Origin of the sequence: Curtobacterium sp. PhB128 (assembly GCF_004340725.1) — a bacterium.
Classification (GTDB): domain Bacteria; phylum Actinomycetota; class Actinomycetes; order Actinomycetales; family Microbacteriaceae; genus Curtobacterium.
Window position 1 is genome coordinate 179,396 of sequence record NZ_SLUR01000008.1, and the last position, 18,545, is coordinate 197,940.

At 71.7% G+C, this 18,545-nt stretch carries 19 protein-coding genes; 9 read left to right on the forward strand and 10 right to left on the reverse strand.

The annotated features are described in order from the left end of the window. From EDF23_RS14770 to EDF23_RS14800, 7 genes are all read right to left on the reverse strand, one after another. Window positions 1–348 carry a monovalent cation/H(+) antiporter subunit G gene (locus tag EDF23_RS14770; RefSeq protein WP_243648940.1) on the reverse strand — a complete coding sequence of 116 codons (348 nt, stop codon included), beginning with the start codon at window positions 346–348 and terminating at the stop codon, window positions 1–3. Window positions 349–353: 5 nt separating this feature from the next. Then, complete coding sequence (locus EDF23_RS14775) at window positions 354–698, reverse strand: sodium:proton antiporter (protein WP_131844853.1); 345 nt, start codon at window positions 696–698, stop codon at window positions 354–356. Continuing rightward, window positions 695–1,279, reverse strand: coding sequence for a Na+/H+ antiporter subunit E (locus EDF23_RS14780; RefSeq protein ID WP_123294606.1), 585 nt, complete (start codon window positions 1,277–1,279; stop codon window positions 695–697). Before EDF23_RS14780 ends, EDF23_RS14775 begins: the two co-directional genes overlap by 4 nt. Then, complete coding sequence (locus EDF23_RS14785; protein WP_123339137.1) at window positions 1,276–2,967, reverse strand: Na+/H+ antiporter subunit D; 1,692 nt, start codon at window positions 2,965–2,967, stop codon at window positions 1,276–1,278. Before EDF23_RS14785 ends, EDF23_RS14780 begins: the two co-directional genes overlap by 4 nt. Then, the gene (locus EDF23_RS14790; protein WP_243648937.1) at window positions 2,964–3,416 is read right to left on the reverse strand and encodes a Na(+)/H(+) antiporter subunit C; all 453 of its coding nucleotides are present in this window, start codon (window positions 3,414–3,416) and stop codon (window positions 2,964–2,966) included. Before EDF23_RS14790 ends, EDF23_RS14785 begins: the two co-directional genes overlap by 4 nt. Then, window positions 3,413–6,325 carry a Na+/H+ antiporter subunit A gene (locus EDF23_RS14795; protein WP_131922072.1) on the reverse strand — a complete coding sequence of 971 codons (2,913 nt, stop codon included), beginning with the start codon at window positions 6,323–6,325 and terminating at the stop codon, window positions 3,413–3,415. The genes EDF23_RS14790 and EDF23_RS14795 overlap by 4 nt, the downstream gene beginning before the upstream one ends. 109 nt (window positions 6,326–6,434) lie before the next feature. Next, window positions 6,435–7,379 carry a zinc-binding alcohol dehydrogenase family protein gene (locus tag EDF23_RS14800; protein WP_131922073.1) on the reverse strand — a complete coding sequence of 315 codons (945 nt, stop codon included), beginning with the start codon at window positions 7,377–7,379 and terminating at the stop codon, window positions 6,435–6,437. Between the two features lie 81 nt (window positions 7,380–7,460). On the opposite strand from EDF23_RS14800, the gene EDF23_RS14805 reads away from it, so the two are divergent. Continuing rightward, the gene (locus EDF23_RS14805) at window positions 7,461–7,868 is read left to right on the forward strand and encodes a MarR family transcriptional regulator (RefSeq protein WP_111085883.1); all 408 of its coding nucleotides are present in this window, start codon (window positions 7,461–7,463) and stop codon (window positions 7,866–7,868) included. Window positions 7,869–7,872: 4 nt separating this feature from the next. Here the strand turns inward: EDF23_RS14805 and EDF23_RS14810 are convergent, their stop codons facing one another. Next, window positions 7,873–8,622, reverse strand: coding sequence for an SDR family NAD(P)-dependent oxidoreductase (locus EDF23_RS14810; protein WP_131922074.1), 750 nt, complete (start codon window positions 8,620–8,622; stop codon window positions 7,873–7,875). Window positions 8,623–8,667: 45 nt separating this feature from the next. On the opposite strand from EDF23_RS14810, the gene EDF23_RS14815 reads away from it, so the two are divergent. From EDF23_RS14815 to EDF23_RS19755, 6 genes are all read left to right on the forward strand, one after another. Then, window positions 8,668–9,390, forward strand: a complete 723-nt coding sequence (locus EDF23_RS14815) for an SDR family NAD(P)-dependent oxidoreductase (protein ID WP_131881067.1) — start codon at window positions 8,668–8,670, stop codon at window positions 9,388–9,390. After that, window positions 9,387–10,046: an FCD domain-containing protein gene (locus EDF23_RS14820; RefSeq protein WP_131881069.1), complete on the forward strand. Its 660-nt coding sequence runs from the start codon at window positions 9,387–9,389 to the stop codon at window positions 10,044–10,046. Before EDF23_RS14815 ends, EDF23_RS14820 begins: the two co-directional genes overlap by 4 nt. Before the next feature lie 66 nt (window positions 10,047–10,112). Further along, entirely contained in the window at window positions 10,113–10,733 is a 621-nt protein-coding gene (locus EDF23_RS14825) for a VTT domain-containing protein (RefSeq protein ID WP_165901140.1), read from the forward strand. Window positions 10,734–10,770: 37 nt separating this feature from the next. Continuing rightward, window positions 10,771–11,649, forward strand: a complete 879-nt coding sequence (locus tag EDF23_RS14830; RefSeq protein ID WP_243648938.1) for an SMP-30/gluconolactonase/LRE family protein — start codon at window positions 10,771–10,773, stop codon at window positions 11,647–11,649. 7 nt (window positions 11,650–11,656) lie between these two features. Then, window positions 11,657–12,808, forward strand: a complete 1,152-nt coding sequence (gene rlmC / locus EDF23_RS14835) for a 23S rRNA (uracil(747)-C(5))-methyltransferase RlmC (protein ID WP_131922077.1) — start codon at window positions 11,657–11,659, stop codon at window positions 12,806–12,808. Between the two features lie 302 nt (window positions 12,809–13,110). Then, a complete protein-coding gene (locus tag EDF23_RS19755; protein ID WP_123294616.1) occupies window positions 13,111–13,809 on the forward strand; it encodes a transglycosylase family protein in 699 nt (232 codons plus the stop codon). An 87-nt stretch (window positions 13,810–13,896) separates the two neighbouring features. Here EDF23_RS19755 and EDF23_RS14845 read toward each other — a convergent pair whose 3' ends face one another. Both EDF23_RS14845 and EDF23_RS14850 read right to left on the reverse strand, forming a co-directional pair. Further along, complete coding sequence (locus EDF23_RS14845) at window positions 13,897–14,937, reverse strand: LCP family protein (protein WP_131922078.1); 1,041 nt, start codon at window positions 14,935–14,937, stop codon at window positions 13,897–13,899. A gap of 78 nt (window positions 14,938–15,015) precedes the next feature. Next, window positions 15,016–15,429, reverse strand: a complete 414-nt coding sequence (locus tag EDF23_RS14850; protein WP_131844840.1) for a MarR family transcriptional regulator — start codon at window positions 15,427–15,429, stop codon at window positions 15,016–15,018. Window positions 15,430–15,541: 112 nt separating this feature from the next. Between EDF23_RS14850 and EDF23_RS14855 the strand changes: the two genes are divergently transcribed. Beyond that, window positions 15,542–17,662, forward strand: a complete 2,121-nt coding sequence (locus EDF23_RS14855; protein ID WP_131922079.1) for an efflux RND transporter permease subunit — start codon at window positions 15,542–15,544, stop codon at window positions 17,660–17,662. 12 nt (window positions 17,663–17,674) lie between these two features. Continuing rightward, on the forward strand, window positions 17,675–18,325 hold the full coding sequence (locus EDF23_RS14860) for a GntR family transcriptional regulator (protein WP_111085873.1): 651 nt from the start codon (window positions 17,675–17,677) through the stop codon (window positions 18,323–18,325). Window positions 18,326–18,545 lie beyond the last annotated feature (220 nt).

An 18,545-nucleotide genomic window follows, 5' to 3' on the forward strand; every position in this document is an offset into this window, starting at 1 on the left:
TCAGGACTCGGTGTCGTCGACCAACAGGTCCTCGTGCCGGTAGTCGTCGGCACGCAGCCCGGCGCGGGCGATCATGTGCGTCGAGACGGGCACCAGGAACAGCTGGAACACCATGATGGGCAGGACGACCCAGAACGCCGTCCAGGTCCCCACCGCGACGACGATCGCGGCCAGCCCGAACGCCAGCCCGAGCACCTGCGGCTTCGCCATGGCGTGCAGGCGGACGAGCGGGTCCGGGAAGCGCACGATGCCGACCCCGGCGCCGAGGGACAGCAGCGAGCCGATGAGCAGCAGGGCGAGCGCGATCCACGCCCGCACGCCGGCGCCGTCGAGGAACGCCTGGATCATCTCGGTCACGACTGCTCCTCTTCTTCGGCGGCGTGCTCGGGGGTGGTGACGCTCAGGCCTTCGTCCGACGGGTCCGACGACGGCGTGACCGCTCGGGCCACGGCGACGGTGGCGAACACGCTCGTCGCCGCGATCACCACGAGCACGGGGATCCCGGTCAGGTCGCGCCGGACCACCATCGACGCCGCGATCACCACGAGCACGGTCGTCAGGACCATGTCCGATCCGATCATCCGGTCGAGGATCGTCGGGCCGCGCACGATCCGGAACACCGCGAGCGCGAGGGTGGCACCGAGCAGGGCCAGGACCAGGGCGATGCCGATCCCCATGACGACGACGGCGGCGCTCATCGGGTGACCTCCGGCAGCGGTTCGGAGAGTTCGGAGACGTCCTGCTTCGAACCGAGGGCACGGATGACCATGGCCTCGATGCCGAGGGCCTCACGACGGGCGGCCTCGACCTGCTCGACCCGCTCGGTGTCGAGCACGTGCAGCAGCAGGCGCCGGCGGCGGAGGTCGACGTCGGCGACGTACGAGCCGGGCACCAGCGAGATCGCGAGGGTCGCCAGCGTGAAGGTCATCTCGGCGGTGGAGTGCAGCTGCACGAGCGTGATGGAGCTGCGGCGGACGCCCCGCGGGCGGAACGCGACCCAGGCGACCCGGAACGATGCCGTGATGACGAGTCCGGACCACACCACGAGGAACCGGACGGCGTGCACGATCGAGAACCGGGCCGACAGCGGGACCGGCGGGAGCGGCAGCGCCTGGGTGACCAGGAGCGCCACCACGATGCCGCAGAGCAGGGTCAGTGGCGTCCACGAGCCCCAGAGCAGGGCCCACAGGACGGTCAGTCCGGCGACGAGCGGGACGTCGTACCGCCATGCCACCGCGATGCGGCGGGCGTTCGCGACGTGTCGGGTGTCGGTGTTCACCGGTCACCCCCGAGGACGGCCTGCACGTACCGGTCCGGCGATTCGAGCGACTCCGCTGCGCGGCTCGCGTACCCGTAGAGCGGGCCCGCGACCACGGTGAGGGCGACGGATCCGAGGACCGCGACCGTCGTCACACCGACGAGCATGCGCGGCAGCCGGACCTTGGTCGGCGCTTCGCCGACCGTCTCGGTCGACCCGGTGGTCGGACGGGAGGCACTGCTCGCGTGGGGTGCGTCGGTGACCGTCACCGAGCCTCCTGGGTGGAAGGCCTCACCCGTCTCCTCGGAGACGGTCAAGGGGGCGGGTTCCGGCGACCGCAGGGCTGCGTGCGGTTCGGCGGTCGTCGCGTGCGGCGCCGCGGCCTCGGCCGCGGGCTTCGGCCGCCAGAAGGCGGCGTCCCACACGCGCATCAGCGCGTACAGCGTCAGGAGGGACGTGACCACGCCGGCGGCGATCGTGACGTACGCCAGCGGGGAGCCGTCCTCGGCGGCGGCGCGGAACAGCCCGAGCTTGCCGATGAAGCCGGAGAACGGCGGGATGCCGCCCAGGTTGAACGCCGGGATCAGGTACAGCGCGGCCAGCAGCGGCGCGGCCTTCAACAACCCGCCGAGCGACCGGGTCGACGTGGTCCCCCCGACGCGTTCCATCAGGCCGGACACCAGGAACAACGTGGTCTGCACGACGATGTGGTGCACCGTGTAGAAGACCGCAGCCGCCGTCCCAGCGACCGTCCCGAGCCCGACACCCATCACCATGAAGCCGATGTGGCTGATGAGCGTGAAGGACAGCAGGCGCTTGACGTCGGTCTGGGACACCGCACCGAGCACCCCGACGACCATCGTCAACACCGCCACCACGAGCAGCACGTTGTTCAACTGCGGCCCGGGGAAGATCACCGTCTCGAGGCGGATGATCGCGTAGATGCCGACCTTCGTCAGCAGGCCGGCGAAGACGGCCGTGACCGGGGCCGGGGCGGTCGGGTACGAGTCCGGCAGCCAGAACGCCAGCGGGAAGACCGCCGCCTTGATGCCGAAGCCGATGAGCAGCATCGTGTGCAGGAGCAGCTGCACGTGCTCGGGCAGATCGGCGACGCGCTCGCTGATCTGGGCGATGTTGACCGTGCCGGTCGCGCCGTACACCAGGCCGATCGCGGCGAGGAAGATCGCCGACGCGATCAGGCTCGTGACGATGTACGTGGTGCCGGCCCTGACCCGCTGCTCGCTGCCGCCCAGGGTGATGAGCACGTAGCTCGCCACGAGCAGCATCTCGAACGCCACGTACAGGTTGAACAGGTCGCCGGCGATGAACGAGTCGAGCACGCCCGCGGCCAGCACGAGGTAGGTCGGGTAGAAGATCGTGACCGGGGCTTCACCGTCGTCGGCTGCGAGCCCCTGGCCGATCGAGAACAGCAGGACGATGAGCAGCACGCTGGCGCTCACCGTGAGGAGCAGGGCGCTGAGGCGGTCGACCACCAGCGAGATGCCGTACGGGGCGTCCCACCCGCCGACCTGCACGACGATGGTGCCGTGGTGGTCGACGAGCACCATGAGGGTCGCGGCCACGGCGAGTGCGACGACGAGCACCACGACGGTGATCGCTCGCTGCAGCTTCTGGTGCCGCAGGAGGCCGAGTGCGACGGCGGCGCCGAGCAGCGGGACGAGGACGAGGAGCGGGACGAGCCAGGTCATCGGTTCACTCCGTCCTGGTGCGGTTGGTGTTCGTGCGGATCGTCGGCGTCCTCGGGGGACTTCGGGTCGAAGTCGGCTTCCGGGTCGTCGTCGGGGTCGTCGCGCGTGCGGCCGATGGCGACGTCCGCTTCGTCGACCTCGACCTCGTCGGCACGGGACAGCTGCCACGAGCGGTGGATGAGGGCGAGCAGGAACGCGCTGACGGCGAAGGTGATGACGATCGCGGTCAGGGCGAAGGCCTGGGGGAGCGGGTCGGTGATGCCCTCGGCGGACTTGCCGATCGGCGGGTTGCCGGCGGCACCGGACATCACCAGCAGGAGCAGGTTCAGGGCGTTGCCGAGCAGCAGGAAGCCGAGCAGCATCCGGGTCAGGGACCGTTCGAGCAGCAGGTAGACGCCGCAGGAGAACAGCACGGCCATCGCGATCACGAGGACGAGGGTGACGGTCATGTGGCGCTCCCTTCCGGGGTGGGGGCCTCGAGGGTGTCGCGGACGGACCCCTCGGTGGTGTCGCGGGTGGGCGCCCCGGCATCCTCGAGGCGCTGCCGGTCCACCTCGGCGCCGAGGCTGCGGAGCACGTCGAGCACCAGGCCGACGACGACCAGGTACACGCCGATGTCGAAGAACGTCGCGGTGACGAACTCGACGTGGCCGAGGATCGGGACGGTCGCCTCGAAGAACTCGGAGTACAGCGCTTCGCGGCCGAAGAACAGCGGCACGATCGCGGTGATCGCTGCCGTCGCGACACCGAGTCCGAGCAGTCGACCGGCACGGACCGGGGCGGCGGCGCCGAGTTCGGCCGGGCCGCCCGCCAGGTAGCGGGCCGCCAGCGCGATGCCGGCGACGAGGCCACCGGCGAAGCCGCCGCCGGCCGCGTTGTGCCCGGCGAACAGCAGGTAGACCGACAGGACGATGAGCCCGTGGAACAGCAGTCGGACCACGACGTCGAGGAGTGCCGAGCGGCCGGTCGGGATGGCGGCGCTCGTCGGCAGCCAGGCGCGCGGCTCGCCGTCGGTGCGCTGACCGTCGGCCGTCAGCTTCTCCGGCAGGTCACGGAGCCGGGGCAGCGTGTCCTCGCGGGAGTTCACGAAGATGAGGCTCGCGACGCCCGTTGCCGCGGCGACGACGACGGTGAGCTCACCGAGGGTGTCCCAGCCGCGCAGGTCGACGAGGGCGACGTTCACGACGTTGAGGCCGTGCCCGAACGAGCTCGTGAGCGCCGGCAGGTCCGGCCAGATCGGGTCGGCGGTGCGCGCCGAGGCGGCGACGATGACGACGATCGCCAGCGTGAGGCCGGCGAGCCCCGCGAAGAGCGCGCGCACGATGCGGAACCGGCTCGGGTTCGTCGTCGCGATGCGCGGGGGAAGGCGCCTGAGCACCAGGACGAACGCGATGAGGGTGACGGTCTCGACCACGAGCTGCGTGAGGGCGAGGTCGACCGCACCGTGCAGGACGAACAGGACGGACATGCCGTAGCCGGTCACGCCCACCAGGACGGCGGCGGCGAACCGGGTCTTCGCGGTGAGGACGGCGATGGCGCCGACGGACATCACGATGACGACCGGGATCTGCCCCCACGAGTCCGAGAACCGGACGTGGAACTCCCACGGCCCGCCGAGCACGAGGTTCGCGAGCGCACCCGCCACGAACACCGACAGGATCACCGTCAGGTAGTAGGGGAGCGAACCCCGCTGCACACCGGCGGTCAGGCCCGTCGCGAACCGGTCGAGGCCGCGCATGAGGTGCCGGTAGGTGCCCGAGGCACTCGGGAACCCGGCGAGCTGGTGCTGCAGCGCCTCGACCGGACGTCGGAGGGCGAACAGTGCGAGACCGCCGACCAGGGTGACGGCCGAGATGCCGAGCGCCGGTTCGAGGCCGTGCCAGAGCGCGAGGTGGGGGACTTCCTCGCCGGGGAGCGAGGCCGCCGTCGCGGCGGGCTCGATGCCGTGCGCGACGACCGGGGTCAGCAGGCCGAGGGCGAGACCGGTCAGCGCCAGGATCGACGGCACCACACCCAGGCCGTGCAGGGCGTGCGGTTCCGTCTGGGCGACGTCGGGCTTGCGGGCGAACGCTCCCCAGAAGAAGCGGAGCGAGTACGCCACGGTGAGCACCGAGCCGAGCGTCACACCGACGAGGGCGAACCAGGCCCAACCGGCGTCGGGGCCGTGCAGCGACTCGGTGAACCCGGTCAGCACGGCTTCCTTGGCGACGAAGCCGATCGTCGGCGGGATGCCGGCCATGGACACGAGCGCGAGGGCGGCCACGACGGCCAGCCACGGTGCCTTCCGGCCCAGGCCGCTCAGGCGCCCGAGGTCGCGGGTGCCGGTGGTGTGGTCGATCGCCCCGACGACGAGGAAGAGTGTGGACTTGAACGCGGCGTGCGCCACGAGCAGGGCGACCCCGCCGAGCGCCACCGCGGGCGCGCCCCACCCGGCGGCGAGCACGAGGAACCCGAGCTGCGCGACGGTGCCGTAGGCGAGCAGGAGCTTGAGGTCGGTCTGGCGGAGCGCTCGGTAGCCACCGATGAGCATGCCGAGGACACCGAGCACGGTGATCGTCTCGCGCCAGCCGTCGAGCAGTGCGAACGCCGGAGCGAGCCGGGCCACGAGGTAGATGCCGGCCTTCACCATCGCTGCGGCGTGCAGGTACGCGCTGACCGGGGTCGGAGCTGCCATGGCCGCGGGCAACCAGAAGTGGAACGGCACGATCGCCGACTTCGTCAGCGCGCCGAGCAGGACGAGGACCACCGAGACGGTGACGATCGGTCCGGTCGGCGGGGCGGCGATGATGCCGGAGAGCGAGGTCGTGCCCGCCGTGACCGACAGCATGACCAGACCGGCAAGCATCGCCAGACCGCCGGCGGTGGTGACGACGAGGGCCTGCATCGCGGCCGCACGGCTCGCACGCTTGTCGGCGTCGTGTCCGATGAGCAGGTAGGAGAAGACCGTGGTGGCTTCCCACAGGACGAAGAGCACGATGACGTCGTCGGCGAGGACGAGCCCGAACATCGACCCGGCGAAGGCGGTCAGCACGCCCGCGAACCGGCCGATCCCCGGTTCGTCGCGCCCGAAGTACGAGGCGCAGTAGACGAGCACGAGGGCCCCGACGATCGACACCACGAGCGCGAGCACCCACGACAGGGCGTCCATCCGCAGCGTGATCTCGAGGTCGAGCTGCGGGACCCACCGGTGCCGTTCGACGACGCTGCCGTGGAGGGCCGCGTCCGTCTGCAGCACCGTCAGCACGGCGGCGGCTGCGGGCGCGAGGGCGGCCACGGAGAACACGCGGCGGCCGAGGACGGGGGTCAGGGCGGGGACGATCAGGGCGACGATCGCGAACGCGACGAGGACGAGGACCATCGGGCACCTCCTCGGGGTCGGGCTGCAGTCCGGCTCACTGGGCCCTCACAGCCTACGAAGAGTGGGATGTGGAGAACCTGTGCGACCGGACAGCCTGCTCGCGCTCGGTTCACACTGTGAACACCACTCTGCCCGTGCTCCCGGCGGGCTGTCCGGCCCACGTCGCCTCGACGTCCGCCAACCGCACGGCCGTCGCGTCCACCCGGACGGTGCCGTCCGCGATCGCACCGACGATGCCCGGGAGCTCGGCGACGAAACCGGCACGCCCGACCGACCCCTGCCCGCTGCCGACGATCGTCAGGCCCGAGGCGCGCAGTGCCGCGGACGGGATCGTCGCCTCGTGGCCCGCGGTGGAACCGATCGCGATCCAGTCGAGTCGGCGACCCGGTTCGGTGCGGGCGGTGACGACGGCGCGCATCACGTCGGCCGCGGGCTGGCCCCAGACGTAGTCGATGACCACGTCGACGTCGGCTGCCGCTGCGCCGAGGGCGTCGACGTCGGCCAACGGCAGCACGACGTCGGCGCCGAGGGCGGTGAGCGCCGCCAACCGCTCCGGGTTGCGCCCGCTCGCGACGACGTGTGCGGCACCGAGGTGCTTCGCCACCTGCACCGCCGCGGTGCCCGAGGCCCCGGTAGCGCCGAGCACGAGGACGCGGCTGCCCGGGGCGAAGTCGATCCGCCGGCGCAGGGCCACCCACGACGACAGCACCGGGTTCACGCCGGCGGCCACGGTGACCGGGTCGGCACCGTCGGGCAGGACGACGCTCGCCCGCGGGTCGACCGCGACGCGCTCGGCCATGGTGCCGCGGGTGTCGCTCGCGACGGCCACGTAGCGGAGCGTGCCGTCGGGGAACCGGGCGACGCCGTCGACGCCGGGGACCAGGGGGAGCGCGCCCTCGCTGGTGTAGTGCGAACCGTCGGCCTGCGAGCGGACCCGCGGGTGGAGACCGGCCGCGACGACGTCGACGACGACCTCGCCGGGTCCGGGAGTCGGTTCGTCGAACTCGTGCCAGGTCGGGGCGTGGCCGAACTCGGTGACGACTGCTGCGTGCATGGTGTCCTCCATTTGCTTCGTGTTACGAACAAAGTAGTTCGCATCACGAAGTTCGTCAACTAGGCTGGAGTGGTGCAGGAGATGACCGAGGACGAGCAGCTCGTCGATGCCCTGGGCGAGGCCGCGTTCCGGACGATGGGGCCGCTGACCGGGCTCGCGGCCGATGCCGGGCTGTCGCTGACGCAGCTGCGGGTCCTCGCGATCCTGCGTGACCGTCGTCTGCGGATCGGTGACCTGGCGCAGTACCTGGGGCTCGAGAAGTCGACGATGACCGGGTTGGTGGCGCGCGCGGAGAAGAAGGGGTTGCTCGCGCGGCAGCCGAACGCGGACGACGCCCGCGCGGTGGACGTCGTGATCACCGACGCCGGTCTCGAGGTGGCGCGCTCGCTCGAGGGCGCGATCCGCGATGCACTGCTGCCGCTCACCGCCCGGTTGCCGGAGCGGGACCGGCGGCAGCTGCGCGCACTCCTGGAGCGGATGCTGCGCTGAACCCTCAGCGGCCGTGCGCGCGTGCCGGGATCTGTGTCGCGAGCTTGCCGCCGGAGACGTCGAGCAGGGTGCCGGTGACGTAGCCCGAGGCGTCGCTCGCCATGAAGACGAGCAGGTCGGCGACGTCGTCCGCGGTCTCCCACCGGCGCAGCGACAGGGTGTCGAGCAGGCGGTCCTGGGCCTCGGCCGGCATGGTCGCGAACCCGTTCATCGCCGTCGGGACCATGCCCGGCGCGTACGCGTTGACGGTGATGCCCCACGGGCCGAGCTCCGACGCCAGCACCCGGGTGAACGAGACGACCGCGGCCTTGGACGCCGCGTAGGCAGCGCTGCCGACACTCGGGACGATCGCGGCGAACGAGGCGGCGTTGATGATCCGCCCCCGTCCCGCGGCCTGCATCACCGGCGCGACGGCCTGGCTCATCAGGAAGGTGCCGCCGAGGTTGACGTCCATGCACCGGCGCCAGGCATCCCACTGCAGCTCGGCGACGGTGCCCTCGACGTTGATGCCGGCGTTGTTCACGAGCACGTCGATCGTGCCGTGCCGGGTGACGACCTCGTCGACGGCGGCCCGGACCGACTCGGGGTCGGCGACGTTGCACACGACGTGGTCGAGCGGGAAGTCGGGCTCGAAGGCCAGGTCGAGGGCGACGACGCGACACCCCTCGGCGACGAAGCGGTCGGCGAGCGTGCGTCCGATCCCGCGTGCTGCGCCGGTCACGACCACCACACGGTCGGTCAGGTCGAGGTGCATCGTTGCTCCTGTCGTTGGTCACTGCAATAGGCATACTATTGCAGCATGGCGAAGCAACGGGTGCTCTGGGTCACCGGCGGCGGCAGCGGCATGGGCGCCGCGAGTGCCGAGGCCGCTGCGCGCGACGGGTGGACGGTGGTCCTGAGCGGGCGGCGCGTGGACCGGCTCGAGCAGGTCGCGGCGACGATCACGGCCTCCGGCGGCACGGCGGCGGTCCTGCCCCTCGACGCTGCCGATCCCGCTGCCGTCGCGTCTGCGCGGGACACCGTGCTCGAGCGGTTCGGACGACTCGACGCGGTCGTGCTCGCCGCCGGGCTGAACGCGCCGCGGCGCCGGTGGGACGACCAGTCGTTGCCGGACTTCCGCGCGATCGTGGACACGAACCTCACCGCGGTGGTCGCGGTCGTCGACGCCGCACTGCCTGCGCTCCGCGAGTCCGGCGGCGTGGTCGTCGTGGTGTCGTCCTACGCCGGGTGGTCCTTCCAGCCCGGCGCCGGCGTCGCGTACTCCGCCTCGAAGACCGCGCTCGGTTCGGTCGTCCGGAGCCTCAACCAGCAGGAGGCAGACCACGGGGTCCGGGCGACGCACCTGTGCCCCGGTGACGTCGCGACCGACTTCCTCGACCAGCGGCCGTCGGTGCCCGACGCCGCCGCACGATCGGCGATGCTGCAGCCGGAGGACATCGCCCGCGCGGTGTCGTTCGTGCTCGAGGCGCCGTCGTACATGCGCGTCGACGAACTCGTGGTCAGCCCGGTGTCCCAGCGGTGACCAGCACGTTCGACCGCGTCCTCGACCAGATCGGTGCCGACGTCGTCTCCGGCGCCATCGCCGTGGGCAGCCGCCGGAGCATCGACGACCTGGTGGCGTCGACCGGGGCCAGTCGCAGCATCGTCCGCGAGGCCGTCCGCGTCCTCGTCGCCCTCGGCCTGGTCACCGCGCGGCGCCGGGTCGGCGTGACCGTCCTCGGCGTGCTGGAGTGGGACGTCCTGGATCCGCGGGTCGTGCGGTGGCGTCTCCGGGGCCCGGACGGTGACCGCGTGGCGGTCGAGCTCCGCGAACTCCGCGCGGCGGTCGAACCCGCCGCAGCCGCCGCAGCAGCCCGGCGGGCGCCCCTCGACGAGTGCGCGGACCGACGGGAGGCGCTCCGCACCACCGCGGACGAGCTCGCCGCCGCAGCGGCCCGCGACGACCGCCTCGACTTCGTGGCCGCGGACGTGCGGCTCCACGCGCTCGTGCTCGACCTGTCCGACAACACGCTGTACCGACGCCTGCACCGCGTCGTGGGCCAGGTACTGCGCGAACGCGGGAGCATCCGCCCGGACCGGCACGACGTCGGCCTCCACCTCGCGCTCGCCGGTGCCGTCGTCGACGGCCACCCGGACGACGCGGCCGCGGCGATGCGGGCGATCGTCGAGCGCACGTGAGCGGTGCCCCGCCGACCTGGGAAGATGGAGTCCGGTGCGCTCCTCCGGCGCCCGTGGAGGGTGAGCGTGGACGCAGCACAGGACCTGGTCGTCCAGCTCATCGGCACCCCGTGGACGTTCGTCGTGGTCGGCCTCGTGCTCGCCGTCGGCAGTGTCGCGGTCTTCCTCCCCAGCCAGGCGCTCGTCGTCGCGGTCGGCACGCTCCTGGTGGGCGGTGACGGCGGCCTCCTGCCGGTCCTCGTCCTCGTCGTCGCGGCCTCGATCGGCATGGTCCTCGGCGACCTCGGGCTGTACCACCTGGCGCGCTCGGTCGACCTCGGCTCGAGGTCGTGGTTCGCGCGTCCGAAGGTCCGCAAGGCCCGGGACGCCATCGACGGCCGCTACCGTGCCGCTCCCGGGCGCATCGCGGTCCTCGGACGCTTCATCCCGATGGGCCGGCTGACGACGAACCTGGTCGGCGCGGACAGCGGGCTCGACGTTCGGCGGTTCCTGGTGAGCTGCGTGCTCGCCGACGTCGTGTGGGCCGCGTACTGCGTCGGCATCGCGGCGGCCACCGGGCGCTGGAGCCGCGAGCAGCCCTTCCTCGTCACGACCCTCGCGGTCGTGGCGTCGATCCTGCTCGGCCTCGCGATCTCGGCGATCGAGAAGGCCGTGCGACGACGCAGCGAGGCGGCGGCTGCGGCCTGACGAACGTAGGGTGGGGACACCGTTCGAAGGAGAACCCGTGCTGCTCGACGACCTCGTACCGGACCCTGACGCGCTCGAGCGCATCGCCACCGGCAGCACGTGGGCCGAAGGACCCTCCTGGATCCCGGCGTCCCGCACCCTGCGCTGGTCGGACATCCCCGGCGACCGGGTCCTGCAGTGGCACGCCGACTCCGGCGAGACCTCGACGTACGCCGAGGGCGTCGAGTTCACCAACGGCCGGACGCTCGACCGCGACGGCAGTGTCGTCCAGTGCTCGCACGGACTCCGGCGGGTGGAGCGCGACCGCGACGGCGTCGTCACGCCGATCGTCGACGCCTGGGCCGGCGTGCGGTTCAACTCGCCGAACGACGTCGTCGTCGCGCGGGACGGCAGCGTGTGGTTCACCGACCCGGCCTACGGCATCACCCAGCCGCGCGAAGGCCACCCCGGCGTGCGCGAGTACGGCGACCACTGGACGTTCCGCTGCGGACCGTCCGGTGAGGACCTGCGCCCCGTCGCGACCGACGTCGACGAGCCGAACGGACTCGCTTTCGACCCGTCCGAGCGGGTCCTGTACATCGCGAGCTCGTCGGGGGACGAACCGGTCATCCGCGCCTACGACCGCGGCGGTGACGGCGGCGACCTGCTCAAGAACGGCCGGGTGTTCGCACGACTCGAGCCGGGCGAGGGCGCACCGGACGGCATCCGGGTCGACGTGCACGGCAACGTGTGGTCGTCGTCGCACCGCGGCGTCGTGGTGTTCGACCCCTCCGGCGAGCGGATCGGCGAGGTGGCCGTCCCCGAGGTGACGTCGAACCTGTGCTTCGGCGGCGACGACGGCACGACGCTGTTCCTGACGGCGACGACGTCGGTCTACCGGATCACCACGACGACGCGGGACGCTGCCGTATCCTGACTCGGCCATGCAGTGCGACTACTTCGACCGCGGGGTGTGCCGGTCCTGCACGCTCATGGGGCAGCCCTACGCCGACCAGGTCCTCGACAAGGAGCTCCGCACCCGCGAACTCCTGCACGACGCCGTCGAGGCGGCTGGCGGCCCCGGAGCCGTCACGTGGTCACCGGCGATCACGAGCCCCGAGTCCGGGTACCGGAACAAGGCGAAGATGGTGGTCGGCGGCTCGACCGAGCACCCGACCGTCGGCATCCTCGACCACCGGCAGCGCGGCGTCGACCTGCGGCACTGCGGGATCTGCACGCCCGGCATCCGACACGCGCTGCCCCTGCTCGCCGACTTCGTCCAGACCGCGGGGTTGATCCCGTACGACGTCGCTGCCCGACGCGGCGAGCTGAAGTACGTCCTGGTCACCGAGTCGCCCGACTGCGAACTGATGGTGCGGTTCGTCCTGCGGTCCGAGGGGCAGGTGGCTCGGATCCGGCAGTACCTCGATGTGCTGCGCGACGCGCTGCCGAACGTGGTGGTCGTCACGGCGAACCTGCTTCCCGAGCACAAGGCCGTGACCGAGGGCGACCGGGAGATCGTGCTCACCGAGCAGGAGACGCTGCCGATGCGCCTCGGCGGGATCACGATGCACCTGCGGCCGCAGAGCTTCTTCCAGACCAACACCGCCGTCGCCACCGAGCTGTACGCGCAGGCCTCGGCGTGGATCGACGAGCTCGACCCGGCGTCGATGTGGGACCTGTACTGCGGCGTGGGCGGGTTCGCCCTGCACGCTGCGCGACCGGGCCGAGCGGTGACGGGCATCGAGACCAGTGCCGAGGCGATCCGTTCGGCGAAGCAGTCCGCGCGCGAGGCCGGGCTCGAGGGGCTCCGGTTCGCCGCCGACGACGCCACCGAGCACGCACTCCGCGCCCGACCCGACACCGTGCCCGAGCTCGTCCTGGTGAACCCGCCACGACGCGGGATCGGCGAGGCGCTGTCGACCTGGCTCGAGGAGTCCGACGTGCAGCACGTCGTCTACTCGAGCTGCAACCCGGTGACCCTGGCGAAGGACCTCGCGCGCATGCCCTCGTTCCGGCTGCGCCGCGCTCGTGTGCTCGACATGTTCCCCCAGACCGGCCATCTCGAGGCCGTCACGCTGCTGTCGCGGGCGTGATCCGGGCCTCCTGGCCGGCATTGCCAGGGAACTGCCAAGGTGACGTACCCGGGTACGGCTCGATGACCATGGCCATGGGCATCGAGGCGTACAGGTTCGAGTGCGGGGTACATAGCACCAACGGGTAGAACCGTTTGTCTCGGTTTGATAACGGTGAAGAGTTTCCTATGGTTGCCGACCGAGGTGCCGCCGGCCCGATGACCACTGCCCCCGGTGGCGCACCCCACAACTGACCGCGATCGGTCGGGGTGGGCAGTGGATTCCGCGTTCGAAGCGGCTCGTGACCCCGGTGGAGCAATCACATGAAGAAGCTTTCCCGTACCCGCACCATCGTCGGCGGCCTCGCGTTCGCCGGCATCGCCGCGACCGGTGTCGGCCTCGCGGCAACCCCCGCGAACGCTGCGTCCGGCTCGACCTGGGACGCCCTCGCGCAGTGCGAGTCCGGCGGCAACTGGGCCATCAACACCGGCAACGGCTACTACGGCGGCCTGCAGTTCAACCTCGGCACCTGGCAGGCCAACGGTGGCGTCGGCAGCCCCGCCGGCGCGAGCCGCGAGGCCCAGATCGCCGTCGCCGAGCGTGTCCTCGCCACGCAGGGCTGGGGCGCCTGGCCTGCCTGCTCGGCCCAGCTCGGACTGAGCGGCACGAGCGGTGCCGCACCGGCCGCCGCTGCTCCGGCTCCGGCAGCCCCCGCTGCTCCGGCCCCGACGCAGCAGGCCGCACCGGCCCCCGCTGCCCCGGAGCAGGCCGCGCCGAGCACCCCGGCTCCTGCTCCGGCACCCGCGCAGGAGGCCGCCCCGGCAGCCACCACGCCGAGCAAGCCCGCCGCCGTGAAGACGAGCGGCAAGACGTACACGATCGCCTCGGGCGACACGCTCGACACCATCGCCACCAAGCTCAAGATCGACGGTGGCTGGAACAAGCTGTGGGCCGCGAACACGTCGACCATCGACGACGCGAACCTCATCTACTCGGGCCAGGAGCTGCAGCTCCCCGCCTGATCGTTCCACCGGACGAACACGTCGACGCCCCGCGACCTCGGTCGCGGGGCGTCGTCGTGCGTGACCGGTGGTGGGAGCCTGCGGGCGCTACTGCCGGTTGTCGGCCAGCCAACCGGCGACGTCGTCGGACCGCAGCGCCTGTGACAGCGAGCCGACCGCCAGGTCGTTGAGCGTGACGTAGGACTGCCCGTCCGGCGAGGTTCCGGACCCCGCAGTCGGCACCGTGAACGTCTTGAGGTCGTCGGTCTGGACGTCGCGCAGCGACCATCCGAGGCCGACGAGGGTCGGGAAGGTCAGTCCGGCATCGACCGCCAGGTGCTCGCTCGTCGCGGTCACGAAGTCCTGGATACGCCCGGGGTTCGTGATCGTGCCGCGGGAGAGCAGCCCGCCGACGACCCCGCGCATGAACGCCTGCTGGTTCAGCACGCGGGTGTGGTCCGCGTCGGCGAACGAGTACCGCTCGCGCACGAACGCGAGTGCGGCGTCGCCGTCGAGCCGGTTCGCGCCGGCGACGAACTCGTGCTTGCCTGCGGCGAACGCCTGCCCGGAGTCGACCGTGACACCGCCGAGGGCGTCGGTCATGTCCTTGAACCCGGTGAAGTCGATCTCGGCGACGTGGTCGATGCGGACGTCGAGCAGCTGCTCGACGGTCTGCACGGTGAGCGGGACGCCGCCCCACGCGTACGCGGCGTTGATCTTGGCGCTCCCGTGACCCGGCACGTCGACCCACGAGTCACGCATGATCGACATCAGGTACACGGCCTGCCGGTCGGCCGGGACGTGCGCGAGCATCAGGGTGTCCGAACGGCCACCGGCCTCGGATGGCTTGCCGTCCGGTCCGCGTGCAGCTCGTGAGTCGGACCCGATGAGCAGGATGTTCTCGCCGCCGGACGCAGCGGGTCGGGTCCCGCTCGGGAACGGGTTCGCGATCGTGTCGTGGCGGGCGTCGAAGCTGCGCGCCAGGCCGCCGACGAAGATGCTCGCGACGACGGCGATCACGGTGGCGATGCCGACCAGCGAGCCGACCGTCGCGAGCAGTGCGACGAGGAGCGGGCGTCGGCGCCGCGGGTGGCGTCCGCTTCGGGTGGCGGTGTCGGCGGCCAGGCGGGCCGCCCGTCGTTCGGACATGCGGGACTCCAACGGGTTCGCGTCGGCGTGCCACCGACCGACCCATCGTACCGCATCTGGTATTTCAGGTACAGCGTTTCAGTTGTTCGGTTGCCGTGACTTCCCGAGCAGTTCCGTGAGTGCCGTCCGCAGTGCCGGGTCGTCCGGCAGGACCTCGCGCTCGATGTGTCGAGCGGTCTCCCACGCTCGGCGTCCGTGATCGGTCACGGTCACGAGGCGCCGGCGTCGGTCGTCGGGGTGCGGGGTGCGCTCGACCAGGCCGTCCCGCTCCATGCGCTCGAGGGTCCGTGACATCGTCTGCGGTTGCACCCGTGCCGTGCGGGCGATCGTGTCGGCACCGGTGGGGCCCGTGCGGATCAGGATGTCGACCGCGATGAGGGCTGCGTGCGGCAGCCCGATGGCGCGGAGGCGTTCATCCCAGTCCCGCTCGACCGAGCGTGCCGCGGCCGACAACAGCCGGCCGAGGGGCCACTGCTCGGTCGTGTCGTCCATGGGCGCAGTCTACGGTCGCCAGCTGTCGCGGTCGGCGTCGCAGTCGGCGTCGCAACCGGCGTCGCAGCCGTCTAGTAATCAGCATGCTGACGATCGGTGTACGCTCACCGTCGTGTCCCGCTTCCTCCGCATCGTCCTCCCCGCGCTCGTCATCGTGGTCTGGCTCGCGATCGCCTCCGTCGGCGGTCCGTACTTCGGCAAGATCTCCGAGGTGTCGACGAACGACCAGACCTCGTTCCTGCCGGCGTCGGCCGACGCCACGAAGGTGCAGGAGCGCTCGTCGGAGTTCCGGCAGGAGTCGGGCGCACCCGCGATCATCGTGCTCGAGCGCGACGGCGGCATGTCGTCCTCCGACCTGAGCGCGGCGAAGGACCTCGCGACCCAGCTCGGTGACCGCGACGACGTCGAAGCCGTCAGCCCGGTGATCCCGAGCGAGGACGGCGACGCGGTCGAGATCGTCGCGACCCTCACCACGGCAGCCGACACCGGTGACGCGGTCGAGGCGATCCGCGCCGACGTCGACGACGCCCTGCCGAGCGGCGTCAGCGGGTACGTCACCGGACCGGCCGGGTTCACCGCCGACCTGACCGAGGCGTTCGCCGGCATCGACGGCCTGCTGCTCGGGGTGGCGCTCGCCGCGGTCTTCGTGATCCTGATCATCGTCTACCGGTCACCGCTGCTGCCGATCCTCGTGCTCGGCACCGCGACGTTCGCCCTGTGCGCCTCGATCCTCGTGGTGTGGTGGCTCGCCAAGGCCGACATCGTCACCGTCAACGGCCAGGTGCAGGGGATCCTGTCGATCCTGGTGATCGGCGCCGCGACGGACTACGCCCTGCTCTACACGGCGCGCTTCCGCGAGGCGCTGCGCGACCACCGCACCGGCTGGGGTGCGACGAAGGCGGCCCTGCGGGGGAGTCTCGAGCCGATCCTGGCCTCGGGCGGCACCGTCATCGTGGGCGTGCTCTGCCTGCTGCTCTCCGACCTCAACTCGAACAAGGCGCTCGGTCCCGTCGCCGCGATCGGCATCGCGTTCAGCCTGCTCGCCGCCCTGTCGCTGCTGCCCGCCCTGCTGCTCGCGTTCCGTCGCGCCGCGTTCTGGCCGCTCCGTCCCGCGTACGGCAGCGCCCACCCGGTGCTCACCGGTCCGGACGCGCGCGGCATCTGGGCTCGCGTCGGTCGGCTCGTCGCCAAGCGTTCCCGGGTGGTGTGGATCGTCTGCACGGTCGGGCTGCTCGCGATGGGCACGGGCCTGGTCGGGCTCAAGGCCGACGGGGTCCCGCAGAGCGACCTGGTCATCGGGGCCTCGCAGGCACGCGACGGGCAGGACGTCCTGGCCGACCACTTCCCCGGTGGCTCCGGCAGCCCGGCGCAGGTCATCGGGTCGGAACGCGACCTCGACGCACTCGTCGACGCCGTCACGGGGGTCGACGGCGTCGACGGGGTCGTCGCCGCCGCGAAGGACGCCCCGTCCGGCACGGTGCCCGTGACGGGCGACTCGCCCTCGAACGGCGCCGCCACTCCGACGGTGTCGCGCGGCGACGTGCTGCTCGAGGCCACGTTGACCGACCCGGCCGACTCGGACGCCGCCGAGCAGACGGTCCGCGACCTCCGCACCGCCGTCGAACAGGTCGATCCCGGCGCGATCGTCGGCGGCGTCACCGCGACGGCCGTCGACACGAACGACACCGGGATCCGCGACCGCACGCTGATCATCCCCGTGGTGCTGGTCGTGATCCTGCTCATCCTGATGCTCCTGCTCCGCAGCGTCGTCGCCCCGCTCGTGCTCATCGGCAGCGTGATCGTGTCGTTCGCCGCCGCACTCGGCGTCGGAGCGCTCGTGTTCGACCACGTGTTCCACTTCCCCGGTGCGGACCCGAGCGTGCCGCTGTACTCGTTCGTGTTCCTCGTCGCGCTCGGGGTGGACTACAACATCTTCCTCATGACGCGGGTGCGGGAAGAGGCGCTGCGGCACGGTCCGCACGAGGGGGTCCTGCGCGGACTCGGGGTCACCGGCGGGGTGATCACCTCGGCGGGGGTGGTGCTCGCGGCGACGTTCGCGGCCCTCGGCGTCATCCCGATCCTGTTCCTCGTGCAGATCGCGTTCGTCGTGGCGTTCGGCGTCCTGCTCGACACGATCGTCGTCCGTTCGCTGCTCGTGCCGGCGATCGCGTACGACCTCGGTCGGCGCGCCTGGTGGCCGTCGCGCCTCTCGCGCGCGAACCATCACATGTGACACGCTGGGTGCATGCCAGTTCCTTCGACGCAGCCCGCCGCCGAGCGCAAACTCCTCCGTGACACCGTGCAGGACAAGATCCGCGACGCGATCATGGACGGCACGCTGGAGCCCGGCGAGCGACTCAACGACGACGACCTGATCGCGTGGCTCGGCGTCTCCCGCACCCCGATCCGCGAGGCGCTCGCGGAACTCGCCCGCGCCGGCCTGATCGAGATGGCACCGAACCGCTACACCCGCGTGGCGGCCCCGACGAAGGACGAGCTCCTCGACGCCTACCGCACGCTCGGCGTCATCTACGGGGGCGTCGTGCGCCTCGCGGTGCCCAACTTCACCGAGCCGCAGCGCAAGAAGATCGTGAAGATGCTCGACGACGTCATCGCGCGGGTCGGCGCCGACGAGCAGGACCAGGTCGCCCGCAACGGCGCCGACATCTACTCGCAGTGGGCGGACGCCTGCGGCAACCCGTCGCTCGTGCAGCTCTGCCGGTCGACCACCGACGGGCTGTCCTTCAAGCTCCGGGTCCCCGAACTCGCCGAGCTCATCCCGGCCGCGGTGATCCTGCCCGAACTCGAGAACCTCAAGGCTGCCGTCCTGGCGAAGGACCCGATCGCGGCAGAGCTCGCGATGGAGGCCATCCACCTGCTGCCGTCGCGCGCGTAGCGCCCCGTCGCCCAGCGCGACCAGGAGCCGGACGGGAGGCCCGTGGCGATCCCGCCACGGGCCTCCCGTCCGCCGTCACGCGCGTCTCGGGCGCGAAAGCGACAGATGTCCGCGAACATTCCGCGGGTGGATTCAAGTGGTCGGTGCAACACCGCCTGTCAGTGACGCCGAGAGTAGCTCGTCGAGAGCTTCTCTCGGCGTCATGGCGTCGAGGCGTTTG

What these genes read in the sequence shown, in the direction of transcription:
- EDF23_RS14770 (WP_243648940.1), bottom strand. Translation starts at nt 348, where the DNA reads ATGATCCAGGCGTTCCTCGACGGCGCCGGCGTGCGGGCGTGGATCGCG.
- EDF23_RS14775 (WP_131844853.1), bottom strand. Translation starts at nt 698, where the DNA reads ATGAGCGCCGCCGTCGTCGTCATGGGGATCGGCATCGCCCTGGTCCTG.
- EDF23_RS14785 (WP_123339137.1), bottom strand. Translation starts at nt 2,967, where the DNA reads ATGACCTGGCTCGTCCCGCTCCTCGTCCTCGTCCCGCTGCTCGGCGCC.
- EDF23_RS14790 (WP_243648937.1), bottom strand. Translation starts at nt 3,416, where the DNA reads ATGACCGTCACCCTCGTCCTCGTGATCGCGATGGCCGTGCTGTTCTCC.
- EDF23_RS14795 (WP_131922072.1), bottom strand. Translation starts at nt 6,325, where the DNA reads ATGGTCCTCGTCCTCGTCGCGTTCGCGATCGTCGCCCTGATCGTCCCC.
- EDF23_RS14800 (WP_131922073.1), bottom strand. Translation starts at nt 7,379, where the DNA reads ATGCACGCAGCAGTCGTCACCGAGTTCGGCCACGCCCCGACCTGGCAC.
- EDF23_RS14805 (WP_111085883.1), top strand. Translation starts at nt 7,461, where the DNA reads ATGACCGAGGACGAGCAGCTCGTCGATGCCCTGGGCGAGGCCGCGTTC.
- EDF23_RS14810 (WP_131922074.1), bottom strand. Translation starts at nt 8,622, where the DNA reads ATGCACCTCGACCTGACCGACCGTGTGGTGGTCGTGACCGGCGCAGCA.
- EDF23_RS14815 (WP_131881067.1), top strand. Translation starts at nt 8,668, where the DNA reads ATGGCGAAGCAACGGGTGCTCTGGGTCACCGGCGGCGGCAGCGGCATG.
- rlmC (WP_131922077.1), top strand. Translation starts at nt 11,657, where the DNA reads ATGCAGTGCGACTACTTCGACCGCGGGGTGTGCCGGTCCTGCACGCTC.
- EDF23_RS19755 (WP_123294616.1), top strand. Translation starts at nt 13,111, where the DNA reads ATGAAGAAGCTTTCCCGTACCCGCACCATCGTCGGCGGCCTCGCGTTC.
- EDF23_RS14845 (WP_131922078.1), bottom strand. Translation starts at nt 14,937, where the DNA reads ATGTCCGAACGACGGGCGGCCCGCCTGGCCGCCGACACCGCCACCCGA.
- EDF23_RS14850 (WP_131844840.1), bottom strand. Translation starts at nt 15,429, where the DNA reads ATGGACGACACGACCGAGCAGTGGCCCCTCGGCCGGCTGTTGTCGGCC.
- EDF23_RS14860 (WP_111085873.1), top strand. Translation starts at nt 17,675, where the DNA reads ATGCCAGTTCCTTCGACGCAGCCCGCCGCCGAGCGCAAACTCCTCCGT.